We start from the raw sequence: 25573 nt of genomic DNA on the forward strand, positions 1-25573 counted from the left end.
ACTTACGTTTTTAACAACTCAATTAACTCCGCCTTCTTCAATTTAGAATAACCTGATAATCCCCGTTCTTTAGCGATTTTTTTCAATTCAGTAACCGTCAAACTCTTCAGATCGGTTGTCTGAATCTCGGTTTGTGTTTCCTCTACAGTAGGAGTGGGTTGAGCACAGAGATAGAAGACTTCCTTAAATACATTCAACTTTGCCCCTTTGGTGATGCCACACTTGAGCTTCGTCACCTCCATTAAACTCGACTGCCAATGGTGGCGAGGTGCTTCAAAAATACGGTTAGTGGCAACCGCAAATTTTACCCCTTTTAAGGGATTAACTTCACGATGAATTAAGTAATCTAATCCTCGTTGAATGTCGTCAACCGTTGCCGTGGCTAAGTCTATTTTCGGTAAGCGCTCTTGAGACAGTAGCTCAGAGGCAGTTTGAGTCGCTTCTGAATCATCGGCAATGATACACCAGACTTTCTCTAAACCCGCTTCTTCAGCGACGGCATAGGCGAACATATTACTGATAACTTGGTAGCTATCTTGACCGATTTGTTTGACGACAATAGGGAGCCAATTGCGATCGCCTGCCTGACTGACTGCCTTCGCAGTCTCTTTAATCAGAAACTCATGCATCCTTACCGGTTCTCCCGGTTCAATTTCCTCTAAATAAAGGTACATTAGAGCGCCAATTTCCTGTTGCATTAGATAAAATACTCCCTCACTAACTTTTTGTAACTCTCCAAAACAGTTTTATGCAGATAAACCCCTGGTTTTCTAGCAAAAGCACCGTTCGCAATATAAGCATAGTTATTCACGGTAAAAACATCCCTATTTTGCGTCGATCGCTTATATTTAGGAAAGAAATAAGGAAAGAGATTTAATCCCAATTGCTTGTGATATCTATCAATAATTTCTTCAATCGCTTTCTGTGCTTGAACTTTCTGAGGCTCTGGAATTTTTGCACTGCCTTGATTGTAAAAAATGGGTAAAGCAATTGGATCGGCACAATCAGGAAAAAATATTTCCCGTTTTTGTCTGCCAACTTCTGGAAACAACTCCGATATTGCCATTGCTGCATTTTCTAAAGAGGCCAGATTATTATACTGAGTCGGCATCAACACAACATCTGTGGTAATGATAGCTTCTTGACTAAAAATTTTCCAATTCGTTGGTGCATCAATAATAATGTAATCGTATTCATTTTTCAATGAATGTAACAACTGACTTAATCTACCTCTCGTTACCTTCGCCGTCAATTCTTGCTCTTTTAGATGCAGAAATTTTTGATCGGCAGGAATGACATCAAACCCATATTCTTTTCCCTGACGATATTTCACTCTATAGGTCGAGATAGCATTGACAATGTGATGGTTTCTGTAGTCCTCTAAGCAATCATATAAAGATTCTGATGCCGCTTTAATCGCTAAGTTTTTGCTCAGATCTCTCTGATTAGGATCGAAGTCAACCACTAAAACTTTTTTATGATAGACTCCATTTAGAGTAGCGGCCAGATTAATGGTAGTTGTGGTTTTTCCCACTCCACCTTTATTATTATAGAGAGCAATAAATAATGCTCTTATCGGGACTTCTATATGTTGTTTGATATTAGCAATTTTTTGATCGATATTCTCTGCATTTAGTTGAATCAGTTTTGTCACCGGAAATACAACCTTGCCATGCTTGCGAAATAATTGAATATAATCTCCATTCGTAATTATACCCCAGCGCACAGACTGACAATAAGTTGCTTCAGAAGCTAGATAATACTTGAGTTGATCGACAGTCTTTTTATAGGGCGTTTGATGCATAAAATTAATATGCCGTCCTTTACTTTCAATGATTAAAAAGGGGTCTTGGCGAGTTTGAGCAAATTTATCAGTGTCCGTGTTTTGACGAGCTGCAAAATCAACCTTATGCTTACCTCTACCAATATAATATTCACAACAATATTCATGTTGAGTAAATCCTAGGGAGTCTAAGAAAACGGGTATAAAATTTTGGTTAACACTAGATTCTGAAGCCTGTTCGGGAAGAGATAACCAAGCTCTCTGGAGTGCAGATTGGGTCATGAGATTAGGACGGAGAGTATAATTGTAGGAATAATTTGTATCTTACCGCACTTAGACCCTGATTTTGGTTATGAAGCTCTTAAGACTCAACCGTGTATCCACAATATTGTTGATGGTTGTAGGCGTAATCCTATTTACCAGTTGTAGCCTATTGAATGGCAATAGTCAGGCCCAAACTCAAACTTGGCCGAAATTTGCCCAACCGATTCAGTGTTCTTTAGGAGAGGACTGTTATATTCTGCGCTATGTAGACCGCGATCCAGGGCCAGGTTATGTGGATGTGGGATGTGGGCGGATGACGGATGATGGTCATTCGGGAACGGATTTTGGGATTCCGGATGAATGGGCAATGCAGCAAGGTGTACCGGTTCTGGCGGCTGCTCCGGGGCGAGTGTTACGGGTACGGGATGGGATCGAAGATAGGCGGATTACTTCTCCGGCAGATTTAGAGGCGATTGAAGGGATTAATTGTGGCAATGGTATGGTCATCGATCATGGCCAGGGTTGGGAAACCCAATATTGTCATTTACGCCAGGGGAGTGTGGTAGTGCAACCGGGAACGGAGGTACAAACAGGCACGGTGTTGGGAATGGTTGGGTCTTCGGGAGAGTCTTCGTTTCCCCATGTGCATTTGACAGTGCGGTATCAGGGGAATGTGGTCGATCCGTTTGTGGGGCCGGAAGCGGAGCCGGGATGTAATGTTTCGGGGACTTCCCTCTGGAGTACGGATATTGAGTATCAACCGACGGGGTTAATTCGAGCGGGGTTTGCCACTGAAGTGCCGGATCTCGATCGGGTATGGTCGGGTGAGTTTCGCGACGAGCAGTTATCGGTACAAGGGGAGGCTTTAGTGTTCTGGGTGCATGGGTTTGGAGTGTTGCAAGGAGATGAGGAACAGTTGCGGGTCATCGATCCCCAGGGTCAGGTGGTTAGTGATGGAACAAGAGTGCGCGATCGCCCCAATCGCATCATTTTAGCCTATGCTGGTAAGAAAAATACCCGCGATCGCCCCCTGATTCCAGGAACTTGGCGCGGGGAATATCAACTTAAACGCGGCGATAAGACCTTGATTAATGTAACTAAAATGGTTGAAGTCCAGTAACATAGCGCTTTGCATTGGTAATAGGTAATGGGTAAACCCGTTTTTCCCCGGCTCCTGTAAGAGAGAAGGAAACATCTACACCAAACGCCGTACTGTTTCTAATAACAACTCCTGACTAAACCCTCCCTTCGTTAGATAAGCACTTGCCCCAGCTTCTGCGCCCCGATGTTTATCTTCATCGGAAGCCAAAGACGTGACTAAAATAATCGGTAAATCGGCATATTCCTTATGCTCCCGAATTTTAGCTGCTAATGATAATCCATCTAAATTGGGCATTTGCACATCAGAAATCACACCATCAAAATGACGACCTCTGAGCTTATTATAAGCATCCAAGCCATCCACCGCTGTGACCACCTCATAACCGGCACTTTCCAAAATTCGTTTTTCTTGGGTGCGGGTGGCGATCGAATCTTCTGCTAATAATAAAACGGCTGATTTTCGATGCTCTTCTTTTTGTTTTACTACCTGTGACGACTGAATTTTACGTTGGAGATTTCTCTTCTGGACTGACTTGATTAAATCTTGGGGATTTAAAACCATACAGACTTCCCCCGTGCCTAAGATAGTCGCCCCGGAGATATTACGTACCCGTTGCAGTAATCGACTTTGGGGTTTAAGAATAATATCCTGTTGATCGAGCAACTCATCCACAATTACTCCTAATAATTCTGGCCCGACTTGCAGAATAAGACAAGGCAAAAGTTCCCTCGTTTTAGGGATGTATGACTCAGACTCAGATTCAGAAGAAGAGGATAATTCTAAAATTTCTTCGAGTCTAGCAATAGAAATCGGCCGATCTCCCATTGCATAAGTATCTCGACCTTCGATCGCAAAGATTTGATGCTCTGGAATCAACAAAGTGGTCTTCACAAATTCCACCGGAATGGCATAGGTTGAATCCTGAACTGAGACCAATAACACGGAAGCCGTGGCTAAACTGGTACTCAGTTGAATGGTAAACTTACACCCTTTACCGGGAGTCGATTCAACATGAATATTTCCCTTCAAATGTTCAACATTGGTACGCACCACATCTAAGCCAACACCGCGTCCAGAAACTTCGGTTACGAACTGTCGAGTGGAAAAACCAGGGGCAAAAATGAGAGATTGAATTTGTTGATCGGTCATGGCTTCAAGTTCTTCAGGTCGCCGCAATCCTTTTTCTTTAGTTGTGTGTTTAATGTGGTCAAGGTTTAAGCCTTGACCGTCATCCTCAAGTTCAATAATAATACTATTGCCAATTTGAGATCCTCTAAGATGAATCGTTGCTTGGGCTGGTTTGCCTTGAGCAATACGTTCATCAGGAGTTTCAATGCCATGATCGATACTATTACGGATCATGTGCATTAAAGGGTCTTTCATTTCTTCTAAAATGCGTTTATCGGCTTTCGTTTCTGCACCTTCAAGAATTAAGTTAACTTGTTTTCCTTGTTGTTTGGCTAAATCGCGAACTAAACGTGGAAACCGGTTAAAAATGGTGGATAATGGCAACAGGCGTAGGGTGCGAATGCCAGAATCGAGTTGATTGGCGATCGCCTCTAAGCGAGCTACATCTTCGGAGGCTCGCGATCGCAACTGATTTAACAGTTTCCCCATCTCTTCTAAATACTCTTCATGGCGTTGTTTGAGCGATTGCAACTTGTCTAGACTCTGCTCAAACCCTAGATTGCCATAGGTTTGCCGGTTCCACTCTTCCCACAAAGAAACCATATCGTTCATCGTATTGATATGGTGAGCCATGCGGATTTTACTGACCGTTAACTCTCCCGTTTGCGTCATCAAATCATCTAAATTTTGAGTCGCAACCCGCACACTCTCAATCCGATAATTGGATCTGACTATCGGTGCTTCCTGCTTTGAGGCTGTCTGTTGAGGAACAGGTGGGGGAGATGGGGACGCGGGGACAGGAGGACGAGGGGAAACGGAGATCGGTTTTACAGGCTCTTGTGGCTCCTGTACTACGGGTTCTGGTTCGGGAAGGGAGACCTCCGGTGCAGATGGCACTTCTGGTGGTGCTGGTGGCTCCTCTGGCTGGGGTTTCGACTCCGGTTCGGGAAGGGAGACCTCCATTGCAGATGCTGCTTCTTCTAGCTCTATTGGCTCCTCTCGTTCGGTTTTGGGTTCCGGTGCTGCTTCTGCTACCTCTGTTGTTTGCTCTGGCTGGGGTTCAGCTTGAAAAGTGGGGCTTTCGGGGATATTTGCTCCCATGAGTACCGCCAACACTTTATAGCCTTGAATACCTGAAGGCTCACCAGTGACTGCTTCCTGGACAATTTTGCCCATGGCATCTAAACCATAGTAGAGGCGATCGCCCATTCCTCCCTGAAGTGCGGTACTATCCTCTTTAAGTTTACCCACCACTTGCTCGATTTGATGGGCGAGAGATTCCACATCCTTCACCCCCAACATGCGCGAGTCTCCTTTGAGGGTATGAGCTTCTCGCAGCACTTCTTGAAGTTTTTCCCCATCCTCTGGGTGTTGCTCTAAGTGCAAAATACCTGCCTCTAGATTTTGCAGGTGTTCCTCGCTAGAGACCTTATAAAGTTGCCGCAGTTCTTCATCTTCGATGATCATAATTCACCTGGGATCGACAGAAAAGACTTGAGTGTAAAAGGGTGGGTCGTTGCTCAAAAGTTGCTCAAAGATTATTCATCAAATAGCAGACATCCGATCTGATAAGGTTCTATTGTTTAGACCTTATCGTGGGGTTAACCTCATGCACCACTCTAACCACGTCATCGAATGTAAAGATCGACCAGATGTCATTGAGGAATTTCAATATCTTCAAACTCAATGGCGAAATTCACTCTCCCATCAAAGTTGTGAGTTACCTCAAAGGGTCGATCAAAATGCGATCGCGCCAGCGAAACGGAGTTTTATCCCCCCGACTTGGCAGACTTCGCACCTAACCGAACCTGATGATTATGATATCTTGGTTATTCCGTCTCTGACCTTAGATCAACAAGAACTTCAGAAAGTTGAAGGGGTAATGCACTACGAAGAACGGATGCTCTTTTCTCTGATTCGATTAAAAAATCCTCGCACTCGCCTCATTTATGTCACCTCTGAACCCCTACCAGAGATTATCATTGATTATTATCTCCATCTTTTACCCGGTATTCCCTTTTCCCATGCTAGAGATCGCCTGTTACTCTTCTCCGCTTACGATCGCTCCTGTAAATCTCTAACGGAAAAAATTTTAGACCGTCCCCGTCTAATCGAACGAATTCGGCGATCGCTCCGTTCCCCTCGATCCTATATGGTGTGTTTTAATTCCACCTCCTGGGAACGGGAATTATCCGTCAGATTGCAACTTCCCCTGTTTGCTTGCGATCCCAATTTACTCTATTGGGGCACAAAATCGGGCAGTCGAGAAATTTTTGCCCAATGTAACATTCCCCATCCCGATGGCTGTTATTCTGTGTGGAACTGCCCAGACTTAGCCGAAGCATCCGCCGAGTTATGGGAGCGACAACCCCATCTAAAGCGCATGGTTATTAAGCTCAATGAAGGCTTTTCTGGTGAAGGCAATGCCTTACTCCATTTAACTCCCATTGCTGATTATCAACCGGGAAAGGCTTCCCATGGCGATCGCGTCCGCGCCATTAAAAACCAGTTTCAGGATCTCAGATTTCAAGGCCCTGGAGAAACCTGGCCCAGCTTTAGCTCCCGTATTCCCGAATTAGGCGCTATTGTCGAAGCCTTTATTGAAGGAGACAAAAAGCGATCGCCCAGTGTCCAAGCCCAAATCACCCCCTTAGGAACCGTAGAAATCCTCTCCACCCATGACCAAATTTTAGGCGGTCCTGATGGACAAATTTATCTAGGGTGTCAATTTCCCGCCGACGAAGCCTATCGCCTTAAAATCCAGAAATTTGGCCGCTTAATTGGCCAAAACTTAGCCGAAAAAGGAGCTTTAGAGCGTTTTGCCATTGATTTTATCGTCGTTCCTTCTGGAGATAAGGCTTCTTCCGATTGGGATGTATTTGCCATTGAAATCAATCTGCGCTGTGGAGGCACAACCCATCCATTTATGACTTTACAATATTTGACCGGAGGCTTTTATAATTCTGAGGATGGCTTATTTTATAGCCAAAAAGGGCGGCCGAAATACTATCTAGCGACCGACAATTTGAAAAACAAACGTTATCAAGGATTATTGCCCCATGATTTAATCGATATTATCGCCCATCATAATCTTCATTTTGACACGGGAACTGAAACCGGAACCGTATTTCATTTAATGGGAACCTTGTCTGAATTTGGCAAACTGGGATTAACCAATATCGGCGATTCTTTAGCCCAATGTGAACTCTGTTATCAAAACGTAATTTCGGTTTTAGATCAAGAGACCCAACTCTATACTGGAACCGCTAAAACTCCAATTTCACCGCAGTCCAACGTTGTCAGCAATCCTCTCACTCATCCTTAAAGCACTTTCGGCTTCGCCAACATCAAACGTGTTAGGTAATCGGTGCTGGGAAACCGATTATTCCTACATTTGGTTGAACCAGGCGATTAAATCGTCAACACAATTAAAGTCGAGTAAGGCTTCTCCCAACGCTTCTACTCGATCAATTTCTAAGGCTTTAATTTCCGTTTCCAGTTCAGAATCAATCTCGCCTAATTTACGCTTAATCAGACGGATAATTAATTCTTTCTCTCGCATCAATCCTTGATCGATGCCTCGTTCGATACCTTTTTCCATCCAACTGGTGATAATTTCCATACCTGCCTCCTGTTCGGGTTGAGTAAATGTGCTAATTTCCTGTTCAAATTTTATCTCTTCTGAAGTATTCAGCTTGAGATAAGTATCCACAAATCCTGAGATTAACTGCATCCGGGCTGGATCTAGCTTCAAAGTCGTTAATAATCGTAAACATTGGGCCTTGACTTTGGGTCTATCTTGGGGGTCAATTCTCATTTTAGCCATCAAAGCAGAAGCGATGGGATTTGGCTGATTGAGGAAGTCTCGCCAATTGAGACGATTGAGTTGCACAACCTGATACTTAAATTCTAAAACCTTCAAATCAGGAAAGGTGACTTGATATTTATTTTTGGCTTCCTTGAGAGGGATATTGTAGGAGAAGATGACAATGGGATAAACGGGTAGGGCAAATTTTTCATGTAAGCGAGAAAAATAGACAAACATTCGTCGCTCAAAGTCTTTTTGTGAACTGGCTTGTGCTTCTACATGAATGAGAAAATAAGAGGGCTTTCCGCGAAATTTGACTTGTGCAATTAAATCGCTTTCGTGTTTCTCTCCTTCGGTGACATCAGTAAATACTTCCTTATCCAGTAAAATAATGGATTGAGTGTCTATATAATCGATGACTTGAGGGAAGAACAATTCAAGGAATTCAACAAAAAACGTTGAGAGCAATTCTTTAAATAAACGATCGTGGTCAATCATTTTAGACATAAGTTCAAGGCAAGACAATCTGTCAATTTTTCATAACTGCGGTTTAATCTGATCCTGGGGAATCTCTGGTGCAGTTACACTCTCTTTGAATTGATAGCCTTGTTGTTGCAGGTCTTGGACAAAATCGGTCGTGTCTAAAGGGACAGACTCCGGCTGAGGTTTTGGAGTCTGGGGTTGATGGCGTTGATGTTTGAGTTTAGCTTTGCGTCCCATAGAATTATAGTGCTACGCGCTGGTAATGGGTAATCGGTAATAGCAGATTGACTGCTATTTTACCAAAGGATTTGATGACGGGAGAAATCCCCAAGAGTCCGTAGAGATGAAGCAAGCTGGGTTTTAGGGTGTAGGGTTTCTGGAGGAGCGTTAACACCGCCCCAATTTTGAGCTAATTGGCGCAATAATTCATCCTGTTGCACGCGAAAGCCTTCAATATCCCAGCCTTGATTCATAATACTAAACCAAACTAAACCCCGATCGCGGGTAAAAATGACTCCAGCTAAAGCACTGACGGTTGATAATGTACCGGTTTTAACGATACTATACTGAGGAGGCTGGCGATCGCTAATGGTTCCTCCATCATAACCGACCACCGGAAAAACATTGGCAATACTGAGGTGATACAACTGTAAATAACGCTGTATTGCCATCAGTAATAAGACGGAAGCACGGGGAGACATGCGGTTATCAACTCCCAATCCCGATCCATTGATCAGGTAAATTTCATCCGAGGGAATACCGGCAAAACCAGCCGCCATCTCTTCAATTCGATCGTCTCCTCCTAGGGATTCGGCTAGAGTTTCGGCCAAGAAATTGTGACTATGAACATTCAGTCGTTTGAGGATGTCCAGGAGGGCGAGGGACTGATGACGCAACACTGGAGTTAAGTTAGCTGGGGGTAGCTCCTGGGAGCGAATGGAACCGGCGATCGCCACTTGGGGACGCGGTAAATCATGGGGTAAACTGCGATACTGATTTTCTACATAGCTACTCCAGAGATGAGCATTCATGCTGCGATAGAAGAGTGCCCCCACCGTTGCTGGATCGGTTTCATAATTCATCCACAGGGGGCCAGTAATGATTAAATCGCCTGTTACTTCGGTAATTCCTAATTCATGAAGTTGTTGACCGATCGCGATCGCCTCTTGCCAGACTAAGAGCGGATCGCCACCTCCAATAATCACTAAATCTCCTTCAACCACACCATCGTTGATTTCACCCGCGATCGCCACTTGAGTCGTAAACTGATGATAGGGGCCCCACTCCTTCAGAGCGGCTAACGTGGTTGCCACCTTGGTTAAAGAAGCGCCAGAAAAAAGAGTGGTCCCCTGATGCTCAAATAAAACTTGTTCTCCTGATTGTAGCCATAGGCCCTGATAGCTTTGACCGAGACTTTTTTGACTCCAACTGTTCAGATAAGGGTCGATCAACTCTGTTAGATTAACCCCTCGATCGGAATGCAGAACCCAGCGAGACGTATTTTGTTGCCAAGTAACTGGGATCTGCAAAACATCTTCTAATCCTGCTCGATCTAACCACAAGGCTAGGGGAATTGCACTTAACCACTCCAACACGCTCGATCTCCCGTTCAGAAAAACACTCCTGAGTAGGGGCGAAAAATATGCAAGCCCCTACAGCCTTTCCCTATTCCCCAGCGCATTCATGTCCGCGATAGCGGAATGCGCTGTATTATAACTCTTGGCTAAACGTAACTTAAGATAACATTGCCATGCCCACAACCGCAGATTTTTTACAGGCTTCAGAATGGTTTGCGATCGCCCAACGTTTCATCTTCACGATCCATGAAAAGCGCAAACCCGCCCCCATTTGTTAGGTTAACCGAAGAGCGATTGATATTTTGAAGCGGTTGTAACGCCCAGTTGGCTTAGTTTAAATCGTTTTCTGGGGGGCGATCGCACATTTCTAACACTTCCTCTGCATTCTCTGAAGATAACGGAGCTGCTAGTCTAATATTAATGTCAATCAGGAGTTAATTTTGCTCTATTTTTATATTGGCTTTCTTCACCACCAAATCCAAAGATAAGCAATCATTGATTTGATACAGAGGCGCTAAACATTGAGTTTTATATCCCGCTTCATGCAGCCATTCACAAATATTGCGCCAATTATCTACCTTGCCATTTTCTCTACCGACCAAACTTTTCACATAGCGATACAAAGTGTTACATAAATCCGCTTCCACACCTTTAGGAATTTTACCCAACTTATTAGCAATTTCCGCCGGACTGTGACCGCAAAGCAACCCCCGCAAGTGCAGCTTTTCAGTGGGAGTTAGCCGTTTGCCCTTGGCTGAGGCTAGGTCTGCATAGAGAGTTTCCAAGTCCCATTCCTGTGAGGCTTGGGCAAAGAGATCGTCGGTAGAAGCCATAATCCAAGTTCCCGTTGAAAATTTTTCCTAGTCATATTCTAGCGTAGTTCCTAGTTTTAACTAAATGACAGATCTGGAATATTTTGTTTACACTAGATTTTGAGCGGGCAAAATCCTCCGGGGAAAGGATGCCGAGACTAAGAGTTGCTAAAATTGAATAATTGTCAAAAATATGTTGCGATGCATATTGCTATTTAGTTTAGTTCGGCAATTTTGTCAAAAAATCAATACAACTATTGAATTCAAATAAAAGTGTCATGGATACTCACAACCAAAACTCGCCTAATACAACTAACAAGATTGCTAAATTAGGAGCTAAAATTAGCACAACACTTAAGCTGGTAACTAACGATCCAATTACAAGTATTCTCTGTGTATTTCAAGGAATTAGTTGGTCAACAACCGTCCAAGGCGCACATATTATATTTCCCGAAACCGCCCCAATTACTCTGGTGGGAACTTCCCTTTCATTTAAATTAATTCCTTTGGTGCTAGGTAGTGCAGTCCAGTTAGCTTTGATTCTGCTTTTAATTGCGAGAGCTAAAAGTCAATCCACTATTCATACCGATAAACTATTCAATATAGATCGGAATGATGACTCAGATACCAATAAAAAACCGTTATTTTATAAGCTACTGTTAACCAAAATGGAATGTTCTCCATTTAACTGGCTTGAAGATTACCAGCAAAAAGAAGCAGCGAATTTGATGGGTTTAGGAAATCTACTTGGCTCTAACAAGATGCAAAATCAATCTAATTCACCATCGGTAAACCCTTCACAACCCAATCCACCCAAATCTAAAAAACTGAGATTCAAAAAAGAGTGCAAAGATGCTTTTCTAAACTGGTTAACTAGCGAAATAGAGAATCAAATAAATCAAGAGCAAGTTGAATCTAAAACAGTTACAGAAATTAGTCTTTACGCCAATCCTACCCTGAGATTATTATCTAGCCCGGAAGAAACATAGATTTACTAATGAGTAGTAAATCTACAAATAACAGTTAAGTGAAGTTATCAATCACCTCGTCCACAATTTCATCAATCATGGGTAGTTTATTCTGGATAATCGTTTCATCTCTGGTATGCTTACAGCACTTTTCGATGTTATGAGGTACAGTAATCGAAATTTTCCTTGAGAGTGCCTTCCCATGAAAAGCCGGAAGAATGGGCATTATAGCGTGAAAAATGGTTTTCCTATTACCTATTACCTATTACCTATTACCGCGCGAAGCGCTGTATGTTCGTCAAATCCTAATGCCGGTTTATGTTGTGCATTGTCATATCTAAAAATTAAGCTGGTATCTTCAGACTGATACTGATAAGCATAGCTGACTCGGTTCAAGTCATGTTTGCTGGCAGAGGTGGTGACATACTCCCGGATATAGAGTTGTGATTTATCGATAAGGGTGATTTTGATGTTTAAAAGGGCTTGTCCACCAGCTCTGACTTCAGAATTAAATGCGATTGCCTCCACCAACCCATAATCTTCTAATCTTTGCAGCGCTCCCCTAACCGAATCAATATATTCATTAACTGACATATTCTAAACTCTTGAGACTCTTAATTTTTTCCTCTAGTTCTAAAAAAAACTGATATTCTCCCATCCACTCGACATATTCTAAGTCTCGACCTTCCATATCTTCTGCTGCCAGTCTATCCTGGAACTGGCTCGATCGCTGTTGATATTTCTCTTCAAAATAATCCAGCCGCTTTCTGGCAAGTCTTTGGCTGTTTTCTAACCGACAGAGTTCGGCGGCTATCGCCTTTTTAACCAGTTCCCTCACTCCCTCTGGGTTATCGGTTTTGAAAATAAGTTCTGCCATTTTGTCACCGCTTCATACTTTCCCCTTTCAGTATAAAGCCATCTCGGAATGGCGATCGCTCCCTATCCCTTTCCGCACCTCCAACCAGAGGCAATATTGCATTTGCACCCAGGGGCGATCGCCCCCAAATATCTGCTAAAATCAAAACAAATCCCCGACAATAACCGAGAATATGGAAACAAAAATAACTCAAACTATCGTAGAAATTAATCCCAGCGTTTTAGCGGGTTTAGATGTCCTATCCCCAGAAGAGAGAGAACGGGTTTTAAAGGCGATAGCCTCCCTGGAAAACTTCTCCCCAGAACCCCCGATGACATCGAATATTCAGAAATTCAGACCCGAACAACCTTTTTATTTGCTGAAAAGCGATATCTCGAACCCAGAGAAAAAAGGAGATTGGATTGGCGAAGCAAAAAATTAATTGTTAATTCTCAGCATATCCACTGTATTACATTTGATGAATTAGCGGCGATTTTATCTACCCAGTTGGATAAGTATCAGCTAATTTTCGGAGATAATTAGCTCTTACCGCCCCCCCAACCAGGGGCGATCGCTCACAATTGCCAACGATTTATCCTTCGCCACTGGAGTCAGCATTGCCTTTTTCACTATCCTTAATCTCAACTTTCCTTGAACTTCTCTAAGCGCGATAGCTGTTGTAATTGTTTCAATAGTTCAGAACGTAACATAAAAAGCCCTCATTTTTAATGGATTTGACTTATGATAGGTTTTGGCTAAACGTAACTTAAGATAACATCGCCATGCCCACAACCGCAGATTTTTTACAGGCTTCAGAATGGTTTGCGATCGCCACTGGAGTCACTATTGCCTTTACCGTCCTTTGCTTTATCTTCAAGTGGGGGTTTCGCTTTCGCTTTGTTGGTGTGAGTTCGTTTATGGTGGTCTTAACCGTCAGTGTATTTGCCTTAAGCTTAGTTCCCTTTACCCGAACCGTCGTTCCCGGAGCAGTGCGTTACTCTCTGGTGTTCGACAATGGCGCAACTCATACCGTGATTGCCGTACCGCACCAAATTACGGAATCGGAATTAGAAGCAACTCTTAAACAAGCAGCCATGAACCTCTTTTCCTATGGGCGACCAACAACAGAGGGCGATCTCCCTACTGTACTGGCACGCACTATTATCCACCCCGAACCCCAAATATCCGAACCGATCTATTTAGGAAAAGCTGAACAATCGGTCTATCAGGAAGATCGAGACATTAAAGTAGAAATTAACCAACAACAACTAAACCTACTTCAGACTTTAAATCCTTCTTAATTAGGAGATGCTATAGATGATCCAATCCACCCCATTAACTTCTGACTCTACAACTTTGCTGCGCTCGCTCGCTCCAGTAGCCAGTCGGATAACCATTCATGTAGCACCAGCACGAGCGATCCGAGGATCGCAGATTTTAGACGAATGTGGCCCAGAATTAGCGGCTTTAGGTCAGCGTCCCTTGGTAATCGGGGGCGATCGCTCTTTGAATGCGATTAAAGAGCGTCTATTTCCCGTTCTTCAAGACCAAGGGTTAACGGCTCAAACGGCTTCCTATCTCCCGGACTGTAGCGAAACCTCTTTAGACACCCTACGCCAAGTGGTAGCCGATCATCAAGCTGATTTTATTATTGGTGTCGGTGGGGGTAAAGCCTTGGATACGGCTAAATTGGTTGCCCATCAATGCCATTTGGCGATCGCCACCCTACCCACTTCTGGAGCAACCTGTGCCGCTTGGACTGCTCTCTCGAATGTCTATTCTGATCGGGGGGCATTTCTCTATGATGTTCCTCTAGAGCGCTGTCCCGATCTGCTGATCCTGGACTACAATCTGATGCTCACTGCTCCGAAGCGGACATTAGTCGCCGGAATTGGAGATGCGATCGCCAAATGGTATGAATCCTCTGTGAGTAGCGGTCATTCGGAACAAACTTTAATTATCGCAGCCGTGCAACAAGCTAGAGTTCTGCGCGATATCCTTCTGCAACATTCCCTAGAAGGACTGCAAAATCCTGGAAGTGAGACCTGGCAACAAATTGTCGATGCTTGCGTGTTGATGGCGGGAGTGAGTGGCGGCTTGGGGGGCGCTCAATGTCGCACCGTAGCAGCCCATGCCGTACATAATGGTTTAACTCATATTTGCACCAATCATAAGACCCTCCATGGGGAGAAAGTTGCCTATGGCATTTTGGTGCAACTGCGCCTAGAAGAAATGATTCAAAATAATCATTTAGCTCTCTCTGCTCGCCAACAGTTGATTCAGTTTTACGATCAAATTGGTTTACCCAAAACCTTAGAAGACTTGGGTTTAGCGGAGGTAACATTAGCTCAATTACGGCAAGCTGCGGCGATCGCCTGTGCTGCATCTTCGGATATCCATCATCTTCCCTTTGCCGTAAATCCAGATCAGTTGGTGGCAGCCATGGTTTCGACCCTGAATTAGAGGGAATAGGGAATAGGGAATAGGGAATAGGAAAACCGGGTTTTCCTTCTTGCTTCTTGCCTTTTGCCTCCCAATTGCCTATACCTTCTCGATTATGGTAATAATGTGAAATTACAACTCACCACCAATAAGGAGACCTTATGGCTGTGCAACCCCCACCCCCTCCTCCCATTACGCCCCGTCAGATGAATGTATTGCGTGTGGTTACGGCCATGGCGTGGTCTGATGGGGAGTTAGCCACGGAAGAAGTGGATGTGATGCTCGATCGCTTTAGTCAGTTGTTTGCTCCCGGAAATTCAACGCAACAGGAGGCACTTAAACAAGAGTTACGGGATTATATGATGCAAAATCTGCCTCTAGAGGAGTTAATTCCGAAGTTAGAGACCGTTGAAGAGCGTAAAGTTGCCTTGAAATTGGGGTATCAAGTAATTGCCTCTAGCGCCCGTACTCCTGATGAAGATTTGATTAATGCTGAAGAGGAAGAAGCGTATAAAAAGTTGGTTGAATTAGTGAATTTGCCCCCGGAAGAAGCCGCTACTATTGCCCAGGAAGCAGCTACAGAGATAGCTAAAGACCAAACGATGGTGGATACTTTGACTCAAGAATTGGCTAAATTTTTCGAGTCATAAATCCGTAGAATTGGCGTTATAAGGAGCGATCGCTGGCTTTGGACTCTGCTGTAAGCGGCGATCGCCTCTCCCCGTCAAAATCGGTTGCTCTAGCAAACCCCGATATGCTGAGGAAATCTCTGATACCATTTCTCTATGATGATGCGCTTTAAAAAGGGGCCCCAGCCCCTTGTCTCTCAGGGATCGATTAGTTGCAAGATTAAAGAGAAATGGTATGAAATGCTAGAATTCAGTTATCCCGAACGCATAATTGTCTTGCGATCGCTCAAGTTTAACGCCAAAGCTCAATAGCGTCCCATGTCCTACAGCAGCTTTAAAACCCTTGCCAGCATCCAAAGCACCTTTGGACTTGAGCTTGACGAAAGCCAAAATCTTTTTGCTCAAACTAAACCACGTCAGCCGAGCGATCGCCTATCCATCACCTTGGCAGAAAATATCCCCCTCGCTAATGCAACGAACACGGAAAAAGCTCGATCTGAACTGATTATCGCACCTGTTCTTCTCGAAATTCGTCGCAGCTTTCAGGGACAAATAGGCTTTTTTTCCGGGACTGAATTCAGCGTTGAACCAGAAAAAGGATTGCACGGCTATTGCGATTATATTTTGACCGCTTCACCGGAGCTTTACGAAATCAAAGCACCTATAGTCACTATAGTAGAAGCCAAAAATGAAAATATTAAAGGGGGACTGGCCCAATGTATTGCCGAGATGGTGGCAGCCAGGGAATTCAATGCAGCAACCAATAATATCGGTCTAATTCTCGGTGCAGTTACAACCGGAACGCTGTGGAAGTTTTTGACCCTCAATGGTCAAGTTGCTGCTATCGATCTAGATGAGTATTATATTAAGGAAATTGCCAAAATTCTTGGCATCTTAGCCACTCCTTTTCAGAAACTCATCTCAAATCCGGAAAATCAACTGTCCATTTGATGAAAAGTGATAATAATTGTCATTCATTCGCTCAAGAAGAGACCAGCTGATAGGAGGTGGGTGTTCCACAGAGGTTCAAAAATTTGCCAGAAGTCTAAGCCCTGTCGGGCACGCTACACGAACGACATCACAAAAAAGTTCTTCTAGACTAAACATGGAGCAAAGGAGGAGTTTCTAGTTCCCACTTTTAGCCTACTCCCTTTGCTCCTCCCAAATCACAACTATAGTCGTTTTAATTAAGATTGGGACAATCATGATGGGTTTACAACTTGAACGACTGTAGGAGTAAACGCCATTTGCTCTTACCGTTGTGTCCCATCCTTAATTAAAATAACTATAACGATCGCCCCCTTAACCAAAACTGACGTTTCCTTACGCCTGAGACTCAACCAAAGATATTTTCCGAGCGATAATCAGCTTCCGGTTCAGCAGAAAAGGGAGCATCAGTTTTACCCTTGGCTCTGGCTTTTGCCTTCGATGCACTGCGCTTCAGAGCTTGCAAACGGGCTTCATAACGGCTGCGCTGGCGTTTTTTCGGGTTTTGTTCAATCAAGATCTTCAAGGCACTGCCCAGACTCTTGTAGGCATTGGGTAGCGTATAGCCAAAGCGAGTTGCCAAGGCGATCGCCTTTTCATCCGCTTGAATCGATTCTTGTAGGGTCTTCTCTGGGTTATTTTTCTGATAGAGACGATAGCCAGAAACCCCACATAACGCCAGTGCCAAGAGGAGCAGTAAGCCATCTTGTACCCAAAGCTCTCCCACAGCTCCCCCTAAACCAATGGCTAGAGCTGCCATTTCCCAACCATCTTTGGGAATCGTATCATTCTGAATCCGCCCCACTTCATGCCAAAAAAGCAAATTTCGTTGGTCGATCGCCAGTTGATCCCATTTAGCTAAATCAATTTGAATTTCAACTTCATCATTGCCAATTTCTTCGGATCGCACTAGGGGAGGGTTCATTTCTGTTGCCACCTCTACGATCACCCAACTTTGCAGTTCTGGCGGTAATAAGCCTTTTAAGCGGCGCAGTTCATTCATTTCTGCTCTTGCAGAGGAGGTTGCATAGGATTTCATATCGCTTGCCCTAGAATCTGACAAAATAAGTAGATCGTCTTATGTTGAGTATATCTTGGACGATGGCTGAATGGGGAATGGGGAATGGGGAATAGGGAATGGGGAATAGGGAATGGGGAATGGGGAATAGGGAATAGGGAATGGGGAGCAAGGTGTTTCTGTGTCTCCGCGTCTTCCCTATCCTCCCCATCCTCCTACTCCCCGTAGGATTCTGTGGTAATTTTCCCTCGAAAGACTACGTAGTTATAAAGCGTGTAGGCTAACAGAATTGGAATCAGGAAGCCCACAAAGATGATCATAAACACCAATGAGCTAGTGTCTGAGGCAGCTTGATAAATGGTGATGCTCGGAGGAATAATGTAAGGGAAAATCAAGAATCCTAAGCCCAAAAAAGAGGAAAAGAATAGCAAGACGGTCCATAACAATGGAGTGAACTCCCTTTCTTGTTGGAGACTACGGTAAAGCAAGAACACCAGCAAAATACAAGCTACTGGGATGAGGGAAAAGAGGTAAACTTGAGGCGGTTCAAAGAGCCGAGAGCGTACAGAATCATAGAAGATAGGGGTGCTAATCGTAATGAACACCGCACCTAAGAATGTGGTCAACGTGGCAATTTTAGCGGTTTTGAAATGGGTTTGTTGTAGCTCTCCTGTGGTTTTCATGATCAGATAGGTGGAGCCAATCAAAACATAGCCTTGGATTAGGGTTAAGGCGACTAAGACCGATCGCCAGGTTAACCAGTCAAAAGGGCCGCCAATAAAATGTCCGGCTGCATCCACGTTAATGCCTTCAAACACCGTTCCTAGGGCAAATCCTTGACCCAGGGCAGCGAGGAAACTACCGATACCAAAGGCATAATTCCAGAAAAACTTGCGTTCTGAATTTTCCCGAAATTCAAAGGAAACGGCCCGGAATAGCAAGCCAACCACCATGATCACTGCCGGGAGATAGAGGGCGTTTAAGACTGTTCCATAGGCAAGGGGAAAAGCTCCAAATAGGGAACCTCCCATCAGAACTAACCAGGTTTCGTTCGCATCCCACACATTACCTAAACTGGTCATCAGGAGCGATCGCCTTTCTTCAGAAGATGAGGTGATCGAAAGAATCCCGACCCCCAGATCGAAGCCATCTAACAGAACATAGAGGAACAGAAAAAGTCCCAGAATGAAAAACCACAGTTGAGGAAGAAAATATTCTAGAGATTCCATAATCAATAGGGAATGGGAAATAGGAAAAAGAGTGCTAACTGGTAACTGGTGAGCCAGAATTATCCTTGATTGGAGTATTACTGGGTAACGGAATCTCTAAATTGGGACCTTTGCGAATAATACGAGAGCCAAAATACAGAGCAGATCCCAGGAAAAAGATGTAAATACTGGTAATTCCCACTAGAGAGGTAAGGATTTCTCCAGGAGGCAGATGAGAAGCCGCGTCTACGGTACGAATCTCGCCGTAAACTGTCCAGGGTTGTCTTCCCACACAGCGCACAATCCAGCCCGTTTCTACGGCAAGATAGCCCAAGGGAGCAGCAAAAATCCAGCCTCGTAACAGCCATTTTTGGGCGGTAATTTTCGCTTCCGCGAGTTGACCTCTAAGCCATTGCAGGACAGTTACTGTGGCTAAAGCGGCTAAGAATAACCCGATCGCAATCATAATGCGGAAGGAATAATACACTAATCCCACCATATGGGGACGGTCTTCATAGGGCCATTCTTTGAGTCCATAAACCGGTTCAGAGAGTTGGGGTTTTAGCTCCAATAGATAGCTCAGAGCATAGGGAAACTTAACTTCCCAATCATTGGCTTGTGTTTCTCCATTGGGAAGTGCCACCATACTCCATCCGGCGGTTTCTCCTGCGGGAATCGTTTCCCATTGAGCTTCCATGGCAGCGAGTTTAGTCGGCTGATGGTGATAGACTTGTTCGGCACTCAGGTGACCGATAAAGATTTGTAAGGGAGCAACGGCGATCGCCAGGGCTAAAATAATTTTCAGGGATTTGCTAAAAAAGGCAACATTGCGACCATTAATCAAATACCACGCACTAATGCCACCAATCACAAATAGCGACGTTTCCAACGTAGCGAAAAACATATGTAGGAAACTGTTAAGCATAAAGGGGTTAGCAATAGCGGCAAAAAAGTCGTGAACCACAAACTTGCCATCGATAAATTCCCCACCTGCGGGAGTTTGTAACCAAGAATTAGCTGATAAAATCCAGAACGTAGATAGATTCGCTCCAAAGGCAACTAAAATCGTAGAGATATAGTGAATAACCGGGGGAACTCTATTCCAACCAAACAGCATGATACCGAGGAAACTGGCTTCGAGCATAAAGGCCATCGTACCTTCAAAACCGAGTACTGTGCCAAAAAAGTCGCCCACCGCTTCGGAAAACGGGGCCCAGTTCATGCCAAACTGAAAGGCCATGGGCAGTCCAGAAGCAACTCCAATCCCAAAGTTGAGGACGTAAATCTTAGCCCAAAATCGGCAATGACGATAATAGTCTGGATTGCCAGTTTTCAGCCATAGACCTTCCAGGATAACCAGGAAAATACCCATGCCTGTCGTCAGAACGGGCCAGAGCATATGAAAAATTGCAGTTAAGGCAAATTGAATGCGTGAAAGCGTTACCGTATCTGAGAGCCAATCCATGAACTACCTGCATGTTCAGTAAATTTTGTCTCTTTTGGTATAACGGATAGTTCGGAATTTGGGCAAGGGATTGGAAGAACACTTTAAGAAAATTTACAGAATCTTCTAACTCTTCTTGATTACGACACAGAGGCACGGAGCGATCGCCTGAACCCAAGATCCAAGAGATCCGATTTATCCTTGAGATCCGCGCATTTTCAGGGTTTCAACTTGGTGTTTTAAGGCAGATCGATCGTCGGGGTTAATGGAAATGGCTCGATCAAAGGATTCGATCGCTTCTTCAATTTGACCCAGTTCCCGTAAAGCCAATCCACGATTATCCCAGGCTTCATGATAATCGGATTTGAGCTTAAGGGCTTCATCAAAAGCCGCGATCGCTTCACCATATTTGCCTAAGTTCAGCAGTGCAACCCCCTTATTCCCCCACGCTTCATACAGTTCCGGTTGTAACTCTAAAGCTTTTTCATAGGATTCTATCGCCGCTTGGGGTTGCCGTAACATCACTAAAGCGTTACCCCGATTTAACCAGGCTTTGTAAAATCCGGGTTGCTCACTTAGAACGCGATCCCAAGTGGCAATCGCATTGGCATATTGTCCCCCTTTGGCTTGTTGCATCCCTTGGTTAAACAAAATAGTCGCTTCATCAACTGTGCCATTGGCTTGATGTTGTTGATAAATTTGATAAAGTTGCTGATAAATCGCTTCTACAATTTCTTCAGGATTTTGACTATTGATACCCACTTGCTGCGAAAATTGCCCCATCAAGTTGGGCATTTCAGTTAGTTTTTCCAACAATTCATTCAGGCTCACGGTTTCTGTCCATTGTTTTCCATGGGCAGTGTAGGCGAGGTTAATCACCGGTTGTTGTCGAATATAATCCTCTATGGAAGTAGCGACTTCTGCTTGAACTTCACTCACCGGCTCTGGTACAGGGGCTTCCGGCGGAACTTCACTCACCGGTTCTGATACAGGGGCTTCCGGTGGAGCTTCACTCATCGGTTCTGGTACAGGGGCTTCCGGCGGAACTTTACTCACCGGTTCTGGTACAGAGGCTTTCGGTGGAGTTTCACTCACCGGTTCTGGTACAGGGGCTTCCGGCGGAACTTCACTCACCGGTTCTGATGCGGAAGTTTCTGGGGGATCGGCCCATAAATCAGAAACAACTTCTGGGTAAAATAAAGGACTACTCTTAGAATCACTCGCTTCCACATCAACCGTATCCACCTTTCCTGGAGGCGTTTCAGAAGGGGGGGCACTGGCAATAACATCTAAAGCTGGGTTTTGAGGTGGAGGCGTTTCTGATAAAGGTTCTGATGGAGTAGAATCGGGAACCGTTGAAGGAGAATTAACCGTTACGCTCGGAGTCATATATTCCCATAGAGAATTTCCTTGGGAGCGTAAGCGCAGTTGCAGTCCTATTTCATAGATAGCTTCTCCTACCAATTGCCATTTGGGGAGCGATCGCACCATTTCCCCAACTTTCATCATCTGAGTCGCTTGCTGAGTTTGAGCCGATCGCCCTCCTAATAGTCGAGCGCGATATTCTCTTAACCAGTCTAGCCATTGATCCGAATTAGTGCGATCGCCTAATTTTTCAAAAAAGAGTTCCACCCTCTCTACTTGCCATCCCCGATCCACCCCCTCCATTAATTGCCGAAATAAAAACTCATAATCTGCTTCACTCAGACGCGAAAGGACTTCTTCTGATGAACTCTGATGCAGATCGGATTCTGTGGAACTCCCGGTTAAGATCTTCTCTCCAGGATTAAAGATTTGCCCCAGTAAACTCTTGAACCATTGCCAAAGCTGCCTCATGATCTCCCCATCTTGTTGCACATTTAGCCTCTTTGATAGATTAGCAGTTTTTGGATTGGGCTGAATCGGAAATGGAGAAGATTATCACGTCAGTCCGGGAGTCAGTAGTCAAAATGTGATTAAAATAGCTATAGCGCCCAGCGCTATAATTCAATGAGCCTAATCTTGGAGAATAGTATGTACTCACCGTTTCAGAGTCAAGCGATCGCCTGGAGAATGGGGGCAGGATGGATTAGTGCTGGGAGTGTTTGGTTACTTAGTCTTTCTCCCGTTCAAGCCCAATTTGCCAATCCTAACCGTCCCACATTTTTTCAAGAGGGTTATCAACAACTGCAAGAAGAGGTTCAACGACTGCAAGCCTCTCCTGACGATCGCCCCCTTTTAACTGTTGATACGGGTAAACTACAATGGCAACATTTCATTTCGCGGGCAGGAGAATTCAAAGTCTGGATGCCCACAGGTCTTTCTACCCACGAACAACAGTCAATGCCTACTCTGGTGGGCAATTTAGCCTTTGATGTCTTGACGACGAATCAGGAAAAGTCTCGCTTTATTGTGGCGTTTTCCGATCCACAAACAGAAATTGCCCATCAAGGTGAGGCAATTCTCGCTCAAGTCTTGGATACCATTGTTCAAGATACCGGTTTTTCCGTTCAAGAGACGATGGGAACGGATAATCAACAGGATATAGTTTTAAATGATGGGCAAGAGAATATTCAACTGCGAATGATGGTGATGGGCGATCGCATTTATATCTTAGGAGTAGGGTATCAGAACACTCAGATCAAAGCGCTAGATATCGAGGCCTTTTTCAACTCTTTTCAACCCCTATTTTAAGGATTGGATGCAACGCTGCATTCTCGCATTCGTACATTGGGGGGGCACGGATAAAAGTGCCCCAGATTCAGTTGTCCAGATAGAGATTAACAAGAGACAGGGTTAAGCTAACAATAATGTTTTCGGCGAGAACCGCCTGTCTGAGGGTTCTTCTTCTGGTTGTGGGTTATGAGCTGCTCTCACCAATAGACGGTTGCTTGAACAAACCTCCATTTCTCCAGCTTGCAGGGCATATCGCCATTGCCGCCCTAACCGCCAAGCCCGGAATTTAAAGATATTCCATCGGGGGTTAGAAGGATAGAGCGCAAAGCCTGCTCTGAGTGCAGGAATATGTTCTGGAGAAAGATCGGTATGGACGTTAATCGTTTCCGTCAGTGGTATAACAGCAGCAGTGCGGTGTTTGATGGTCTGAGTCACTCATTGTACCCCCTGCTTGTTACTACCAATACTTTTTTAGTATATAACAAATTGTGAAGTTTATTCAAGAGGCCCAAGGTGGAAATTAGGGATGAAAATTGCAATTATTGGATGTGGTTATGTCGGAAGTGCCTGTAGTCGATATTGGCTCGATCGAGGGCATCAGGTAACGGTGACGACGACGACACCAGAGCGAGTAAGGGATTTAGAGGCGATCGCGAATCAGGTTATGGTCTTACAAGGAAGCGATCGCTTACAACTAAAGAAAATTATCCAAGACCAAGAGATTATCCTCCTCAGCGTAGGCGCAAAACGCACCAACCGCAGCCCAGATGCTTATCGAGATACCTATTTGGGAACCGCTCAAAGTCTAGTTTCTGCCCTGGAAACTGCACCCCAAGTTCAACAGATCATTTATACAAGCAGTTATCAAGTGTATGGCGATCGCCAAGGGAACAGCGCCGATGAAACAACCCCAGTTGCTCCTGTCTCTGATAATGGTGAAATCTTAGCCGAAACGGAGCGGGTTCTCCTAAATGCCCACACTCCAGATCGTAAAGTTTGTATTTTTCGTCTTGGGGGAATTTACGGTCCGAACCGGGAACTCATCAAAATTTATCGCACCATGGCAGGAACCGCTCGTCCTGGAACGGGACAAGAAGCCACCAATTGGATTCACCTAGAGGATATTGTGGGAGCGATCGGCCACAGTTGCCAGCACCGGTTGCACGGTATTTATAATTTAGTCGATGATGCCCATTTAACTCGCCAAAACTTTCTCGATCGCCTATTGAGCTTACATCACTATCCTGCTGTTACTTGGGATGCCAGCTTACCCGATCCTAGACCCTATAATGTTTGGGTTTCCAATCAGAAAATTAAGGATGCTGGCTATCCGTTTCAATATAGCGATCGCCAATTCAATTAACCTTGAGTAGCACAAGTAAGGGCGAAATCTTTTTTGCCCCTACAATCTATTTCTATCCCCTCATGAAACTTAAACTGATTACCGCTAATCTTCGCTACGATAAACCTGACCCAGGGAATTCTAATTGGCAGTTGAGACGAGAGGCTGTTGCTGGGTGGATCTCCCAAGAGCAACCCGATATTCTGGGAACTCAAGAATGTTTAGCCCATCAAATGCTCGATCTACATCGTCGCTTACCCGAATATCAGAGTATCGGGCGCGATCGCCAGGGGAATGGTGGCGGAGAATATTGCGGGATTTTCTATCATCCCCAGCGCCTAACTTGTTTAGAATTCGGTGAATTTTGGTTAAGCGAAACACCAGAGATTCCCGGTAGCATCAGCCCAGAATGGGGCAATCATCAACTACGGTTTGTTACTTGGGGGAAATTTATCAGCGCCGAAAATCAACAGATTATTATTTTGAATACGCACCTAGATTATAACAGTGCCCTAGCCAGAAATTTGGGGGCAAAAGTTATTTTAAATCAACTAAATCAATGGCTAGATAAACAATCTTATCGGTTTCTGATGGGAGATTTTAATGCCTCTCCCCAAAGTCAACCCAGACAAATGTTAGCCCAAGGTTCGAGTTCCGATCGCCCTTGGTTAGATGCCTTGGCGCAGATTCCCCTAGAAGACCAAAATACTTACAGCGCTTTGCGCTGTAACGGAGTACAGTCTCATTGAGATCAGTCATTGCGAATGGAACGAAGTGGAATGAAGCAATCGCAAAATCCCCCAATCTTGGCGATTGCTTCCCTGCGGTCGCAATGACAACTCGAATCTACGATCAACAATGTACCTCATAGCAGCGCGAAGCGCTGTAACCCTCTTCTGTCACTCTCCGGTTTCTTCTATTATTAATAATTTCCAGAGCTAAGGTATACTCAGTGATACAGGGTGTGGCGATCTCATTTTTGCCCATATGCATACTCTTGGGAATTGATATGCAGAAAAAATGGCGCGATCGCCTGCCTTGTCTACACTCTACGATTCCGAAAAGCT

At 44.5% G+C, this 25573-nt stretch carries 28 protein-coding genes; 12 read left to right on the plus strand and 16 right to left on the minus strand.

What is annotated here, in order from left to right:
* Nucleotides 1-2 precede the first annotated feature (2 nt).
* On the minus strand, nucleotides 3-698 hold the full coding sequence (locus tag AC3A14_RS09345) for a Rho termination factor N-terminal domain-containing protein (protein ID WP_318735073.1): 696 nt from the start codon (nucleotides 696-698) through the stop codon (nucleotides 3-5).
* Complete coding sequence (locus AC3A14_RS09350) at nucleotides 698-2065, minus strand: AAA family ATPase (protein WP_318735071.1); 1368 nt, start codon at nucleotides 2063-2065, stop codon at nucleotides 698-700. Before AC3A14_RS09350 ends, AC3A14_RS09345 begins: the two co-directional genes overlap by 1 nt.
* A 70-nt stretch (nucleotides 2066-2135) precedes the next feature.
* Between AC3A14_RS09350 and AC3A14_RS09355 the strand changes: the two genes are divergently transcribed.
* The gene (locus tag AC3A14_RS09355) at nucleotides 2136-3167 is read left to right on the plus strand and encodes a M23 family metallopeptidase (RefSeq protein WP_318735068.1); all 1032 of its coding nucleotides are present in this window, start codon (nucleotides 2136-2138) and stop codon (nucleotides 3165-3167) included.
* 75 nt (nucleotides 3168-3242) lie between these two features.
* Here AC3A14_RS09355 and AC3A14_RS09360 read toward each other — a convergent pair whose 3' ends face one another.
* Nucleotides 3243-5744 carry a hybrid sensor histidine kinase/response regulator gene (locus AC3A14_RS09360; RefSeq protein WP_318735065.1) on the minus strand — a complete coding sequence of 834 codons (2502 nt, stop codon included), beginning with the start codon at nucleotides 5742-5744 and terminating at the stop codon, nucleotides 3243-3245.
* Between the two features lie 142 nt (nucleotides 5745-5886).
* Here AC3A14_RS09360 and AC3A14_RS09365 point away from each other — a divergent pair, with 142 nt between their 5' ends.
* Nucleotides 5887-7602, plus strand: coding sequence for a peptide ligase PGM1-related protein (locus tag AC3A14_RS09365; RefSeq protein ID WP_318735062.1), 1716 nt, complete (start codon nucleotides 5887-5889; stop codon nucleotides 7600-7602).
* 63 nt (nucleotides 7603-7665) lie between these two features.
* Here the strand turns inward: AC3A14_RS09365 and AC3A14_RS09370 are convergent, their stop codons facing one another.
* The 4 genes from AC3A14_RS09370 to AC3A14_RS09385 form a co-directional block, all read right to left on the minus strand.
* Nucleotides 7666-8592 carry a DUF4351 domain-containing protein gene (locus AC3A14_RS09370; protein WP_318735060.1) on the minus strand — a complete coding sequence of 309 codons (927 nt, stop codon included), beginning with the start codon at nucleotides 8590-8592 and terminating at the stop codon, nucleotides 7666-7668.
* A gap of 30 nt (nucleotides 8593-8622) precedes the next feature.
* Nucleotides 8623-8805, minus strand: coding sequence for a hypothetical protein (locus AC3A14_RS09375; RefSeq protein ID WP_318701923.1), 183 nt, complete (start codon nucleotides 8803-8805; stop codon nucleotides 8623-8625).
* Nucleotides 8806-8864: 59 nt separating this feature from the next.
* On the minus strand, nucleotides 8865-10163 hold the full coding sequence (locus tag AC3A14_RS09380) for a D-alanyl-D-alanine carboxypeptidase (RefSeq protein ID WP_318735057.1): 1299 nt from the start codon (nucleotides 10161-10163) through the stop codon (nucleotides 8865-8867).
* A gap of 416 nt (nucleotides 10164-10579) precedes the next feature.
* Complete coding sequence (locus AC3A14_RS09385) at nucleotides 10580-10978, minus strand: hypothetical protein (RefSeq protein WP_318735054.1); 399 nt, start codon at nucleotides 10976-10978, stop codon at nucleotides 10580-10582.
* Between the two features lie 257 nt (nucleotides 10979-11235).
* Here AC3A14_RS09385 and AC3A14_RS09390 point away from each other — a divergent pair, with 257 nt between their 5' ends.
* Nucleotides 11236-11946: a hypothetical protein gene (locus AC3A14_RS09390; RefSeq protein WP_318735051.1), complete on the plus strand. Its 711-nt coding sequence runs from the start codon at nucleotides 11236-11238 to the stop codon at nucleotides 11944-11946.
* 237 nt (nucleotides 11947-12183) lie between these two features.
* Here AC3A14_RS09390 and AC3A14_RS09395 read toward each other — a convergent pair whose 3' ends face one another.
* Genes AC3A14_RS09395 through AC3A14_RS09405 form a run of 3 tightly spaced genes read right to left on the minus strand, consistent with a single transcriptional unit; the run spans nucleotide 12184 to nucleotide 12947 of the window.
* Complete coding sequence (locus AC3A14_RS09395) at nucleotides 12184-12519, minus strand: toxin-antitoxin system TumE family protein (RefSeq protein WP_318735049.1); 336 nt, start codon at nucleotides 12517-12519, stop codon at nucleotides 12184-12186.
* Nucleotides 12509-12802 (minus strand): hypothetical protein, encoded by a 294-nt coding sequence (locus tag AC3A14_RS09400; RefSeq protein ID WP_318735046.1) that lies wholly within the window; start codon nucleotides 12800-12802, stop codon nucleotides 12509-12511. Before AC3A14_RS09400 ends, AC3A14_RS09395 begins: the two co-directional genes overlap by 11 nt.
* Nucleotides 12803-12806: 4 nt before the next feature.
* The gene (locus AC3A14_RS09405; protein ID WP_318735043.1) at nucleotides 12807-12947 is read right to left on the minus strand and encodes a hypothetical protein; all 141 of its coding nucleotides are present in this window, start codon (nucleotides 12945-12947) and stop codon (nucleotides 12807-12809) included.
* A gap of 27 nt (nucleotides 12948-12974) precedes the next feature.
* Between AC3A14_RS09405 and AC3A14_RS09410 the strand changes: the two genes are divergently transcribed.
* The 4 genes from AC3A14_RS09410 (at nucleotide 12975) to AC3A14_RS09425 (ending at nucleotide 15873) form a co-directional block, all read left to right on the plus strand.
* Complete coding sequence (locus AC3A14_RS09410; protein WP_318735041.1) at nucleotides 12975-13223, plus strand: hypothetical protein; 249 nt, start codon at nucleotides 12975-12977, stop codon at nucleotides 13221-13223.
* Between the two features lie 340 nt (nucleotides 13224-13563).
* Nucleotides 13564-14082: a Ycf51 family protein gene (locus AC3A14_RS09415; protein WP_318735039.1), complete on the plus strand. Its 519-nt coding sequence runs from the start codon at nucleotides 13564-13566 to the stop codon at nucleotides 14080-14082.
* 16 nt (nucleotides 14083-14098) lie between these two features.
* A complete protein-coding gene (locus tag AC3A14_RS09420) occupies nucleotides 14099-15244 on the plus strand; it encodes an iron-containing alcohol dehydrogenase family protein (RefSeq protein ID WP_318735037.1) in 1146 nt (381 codons plus the stop codon).
* 140 nt (nucleotides 15245-15384) lie between these two features.
* On the plus strand, nucleotides 15385-15873 hold the full coding sequence (locus tag AC3A14_RS09425) for a tellurite resistance TerB family protein (protein ID WP_318701927.1): 489 nt from the start codon (nucleotides 15385-15387) through the stop codon (nucleotides 15871-15873).
* Here AC3A14_RS09425 and AC3A14_RS09430 read toward each other — a convergent pair.
* Entirely contained in the window at nucleotides 15868-16002 is a 135-nt protein-coding gene (locus AC3A14_RS09430) for a hypothetical protein (protein WP_318701928.1), read from the minus strand. The genes AC3A14_RS09425 and AC3A14_RS09430 overlap by 6 nt on opposite strands.
* A gap of 6 nt (nucleotides 16003-16008) precedes the next feature.
* On the opposite strand from AC3A14_RS09430, the gene AC3A14_RS09435 reads away from it, so the two are divergent.
* Nucleotides 16009-16164 (plus strand): hypothetical protein, encoded by a 156-nt coding sequence (locus tag AC3A14_RS09435; protein WP_318719436.1) that lies wholly within the window; start codon nucleotides 16009-16011, stop codon nucleotides 16162-16164.
* Between the two features lie 6 nt (nucleotides 16165-16170).
* On the plus strand, nucleotides 16171-16803 hold the full coding sequence (locus AC3A14_RS09440) for a hypothetical protein (protein WP_318735034.1): 633 nt from the start codon (nucleotides 16171-16173) through the stop codon (nucleotides 16801-16803).
* Between the two features lie 385 nt (nucleotides 16804-17188).
* On the opposite strand, the gene AC3A14_RS09445 is transcribed toward AC3A14_RS09440, so the two are convergent.
* From AC3A14_RS09445 to AC3A14_RS09460, 4 genes are all read right to left on the minus strand, one after another.
* Entirely contained in the window at nucleotides 17189-17878 is a 690-nt protein-coding gene (locus AC3A14_RS09445) for a DUF3318 domain-containing protein (RefSeq protein WP_271939097.1), read from the minus strand.
* Between the two features lie 194 nt (nucleotides 17879-18072).
* Nucleotides 18073-19086, minus strand: a complete 1014-nt coding sequence (gene cydB, locus AC3A14_RS09450) for a cytochrome d ubiquinol oxidase subunit II (protein WP_271939099.1) — start codon at nucleotides 19084-19086, stop codon at nucleotides 18073-18075.
* Nucleotides 19087-19120: 34 nt separating this feature from the next.
* Complete coding sequence (locus AC3A14_RS09455) at nucleotides 19121-20530, minus strand: cytochrome ubiquinol oxidase subunit I (protein WP_318700723.1); 1410 nt, start codon at nucleotides 20528-20530, stop codon at nucleotides 19121-19123.
* Nucleotides 20531-20704: 174 nt separating this feature from the next.
* Nucleotides 20705-22345: a tetratricopeptide repeat protein gene (locus AC3A14_RS09460; RefSeq protein ID WP_487778984.1), complete on the minus strand. Its 1641-nt coding sequence runs from the start codon at nucleotides 22343-22345 to the stop codon at nucleotides 20705-20707.
* Nucleotides 22346-22522: 177 nt separating this feature from the next.
* Here AC3A14_RS09460 and AC3A14_RS09465 point away from each other — a divergent pair, with 177 nt between their 5' ends.
* A complete protein-coding gene (locus AC3A14_RS09465) occupies nucleotides 22523-23182 on the plus strand; it encodes a hypothetical protein (protein ID WP_318735027.1) in 660 nt (219 codons plus the stop codon).
* Between the two features lie 102 nt (nucleotides 23183-23284).
* Here the strand turns inward: AC3A14_RS09465 and AC3A14_RS09470 are convergent, their stop codons facing one another.
* A complete protein-coding gene (locus AC3A14_RS09470) occupies nucleotides 23285-23599 on the minus strand; it encodes a hypothetical protein (RefSeq protein WP_318735023.1) in 315 nt (104 codons plus the stop codon).
* A gap of 91 nt (nucleotides 23600-23690) precedes the next feature.
* Between AC3A14_RS09470 and AC3A14_RS09475 the strand changes: the two genes are divergently transcribed.
* Both AC3A14_RS09475 and AC3A14_RS09480 read left to right on the plus strand, forming a co-directional pair.
* Nucleotides 23691-24527, plus strand: a complete 837-nt coding sequence (locus tag AC3A14_RS09475; RefSeq protein WP_318735020.1) for an SDR family oxidoreductase — start codon at nucleotides 23691-23693, stop codon at nucleotides 24525-24527.
* 62 nt (nucleotides 24528-24589) lie between these two features.
* Entirely contained in the window at nucleotides 24590-25255 is a 666-nt protein-coding gene (locus tag AC3A14_RS09480; protein ID WP_318719024.1) for an endonuclease/exonuclease/phosphatase family protein, read from the plus strand.
* Nucleotides 25256-25573: the final 318 nt, after the last annotated feature.

The sequence above is a fragment of the Roseofilum sp. genome, from assembly GCF_982964205.1.

Bases quoted from the DNA above. Each gene is read 5' to 3' on its own strand.
- AC3A14_RS09345 (WP_318735073.1), bottom strand. From the start codon at position 698: ATGCAACAGGAAATTGGCGCTCTAATGTACCTTTATTTAGAGGAAATT.
- AC3A14_RS09350 (WP_318735071.1), bottom strand. From the start codon at position 2,065: ATGACCCAATCTGCACTCCAGAGAGCTTGGTTATCTCTTCCCGAACAG.
- AC3A14_RS09355 (WP_318735068.1), top strand. From the start codon at position 2,136: ATGAAGCTCTTAAGACTCAACCGTGTATCCACAATATTGTTGATGGTT.
- AC3A14_RS09360 (WP_318735065.1), bottom strand. From the start codon at position 5,744: ATGATCATCGAAGATGAAGAACTGCGGCAACTTTATAAGGTCTCTAGC.
- AC3A14_RS09365 (WP_318735062.1), top strand. From the start codon at position 5,887: ATGCACCACTCTAACCACGTCATCGAATGTAAAGATCGACCAGATGTC.
- AC3A14_RS09370 (WP_318735060.1), bottom strand. From the start codon at position 8,592: ATGTCTAAAATGATTGACCACGATCGTTTATTTAAAGAATTGCTCTCA.
- AC3A14_RS09375 (WP_318701923.1), bottom strand. From the start codon at position 8,805: ATGGGACGCAAAGCTAAACTCAAACATCAACGCCATCAACCCCAGACT.
- AC3A14_RS09385 (WP_318735054.1), bottom strand. From the start codon at position 10,978: ATGGCTTCTACCGACGATCTCTTTGCCCAAGCCTCACAGGAATGGGAC.
- AC3A14_RS09390 (WP_318735051.1), top strand. From the start codon at position 11,236: ATGGATACTCACAACCAAAACTCGCCTAATACAACTAACAAGATTGCT.
- AC3A14_RS09395 (WP_318735049.1), bottom strand. From the start codon at position 12,519: ATGTCAGTTAATGAATATATTGATTCGGTTAGGGGAGCGCTGCAAAGA.
- AC3A14_RS09400 (WP_318735046.1), bottom strand. From the start codon at position 12,802: ATGGCAGAACTTATTTTCAAAACCGATAACCCAGAGGGAGTGAGGGAA.
- AC3A14_RS09410 (WP_318735041.1), top strand. From the start codon at position 12,975: ATGGAAACAAAAATAACTCAAACTATCGTAGAAATTAATCCCAGCGTT.
- AC3A14_RS09415 (WP_318735039.1), top strand. From the start codon at position 13,564: ATGCCCACAACCGCAGATTTTTTACAGGCTTCAGAATGGTTTGCGATC.
- AC3A14_RS09420 (WP_318735037.1), top strand. From the start codon at position 14,099: ATGATCCAATCCACCCCATTAACTTCTGACTCTACAACTTTGCTGCGC.
- AC3A14_RS09425 (WP_318701927.1), top strand. From the start codon at position 15,385: ATGGCTGTGCAACCCCCACCCCCTCCTCCCATTACGCCCCGTCAGATG.
- AC3A14_RS09430 (WP_318701928.1), bottom strand. From the start codon at position 16,002: ATGGTATCAGAGATTTCCTCAGCATATCGGGGTTTGCTAGAGCAACCG.
- AC3A14_RS09435 (WP_318719436.1), top strand. From the start codon at position 16,009: ATGATGATGCGCTTTAAAAAGGGGCCCCAGCCCCTTGTCTCTCAGGGA.
- AC3A14_RS09440 (WP_318735034.1), top strand. From the start codon at position 16,171: ATGTCCTACAGCAGCTTTAAAACCCTTGCCAGCATCCAAAGCACCTTT.
- AC3A14_RS09445 (WP_271939097.1), bottom strand. From the start codon at position 17,878: ATGAAATCCTATGCAACCTCCTCTGCAAGAGCAGAAATGAATGAACTG.
- cydB (WP_271939099.1), bottom strand. From the start codon at position 19,086: ATGGAATCTCTAGAATATTTTCTTCCTCAACTGTGGTTTTTCATTCTG.
- AC3A14_RS09455 (WP_318700723.1), bottom strand. From the start codon at position 20,530: ATGGATTGGCTCTCAGATACGGTAACGCTTTCACGCATTCAATTTGCC.
- AC3A14_RS09460 (WP_487778984.1), bottom strand. From the start codon at position 22,345: ATGAGGCAGCTTTGGCAATGGTTCAAGAGTTTACTGGGGCAAATCTTT.
- AC3A14_RS09465 (WP_318735027.1), top strand. From the start codon at position 22,523: ATGTACTCACCGTTTCAGAGTCAAGCGATCGCCTGGAGAATGGGGGCA.
- AC3A14_RS09475 (WP_318735020.1), top strand. From the start codon at position 23,691: ATGAAAATTGCAATTATTGGATGTGGTTATGTCGGAAGTGCCTGTAGT.
- AC3A14_RS09480 (WP_318719024.1), top strand. From the start codon at position 24,590: ATGAAACTTAAACTGATTACCGCTAATCTTCGCTACGATAAACCTGAC.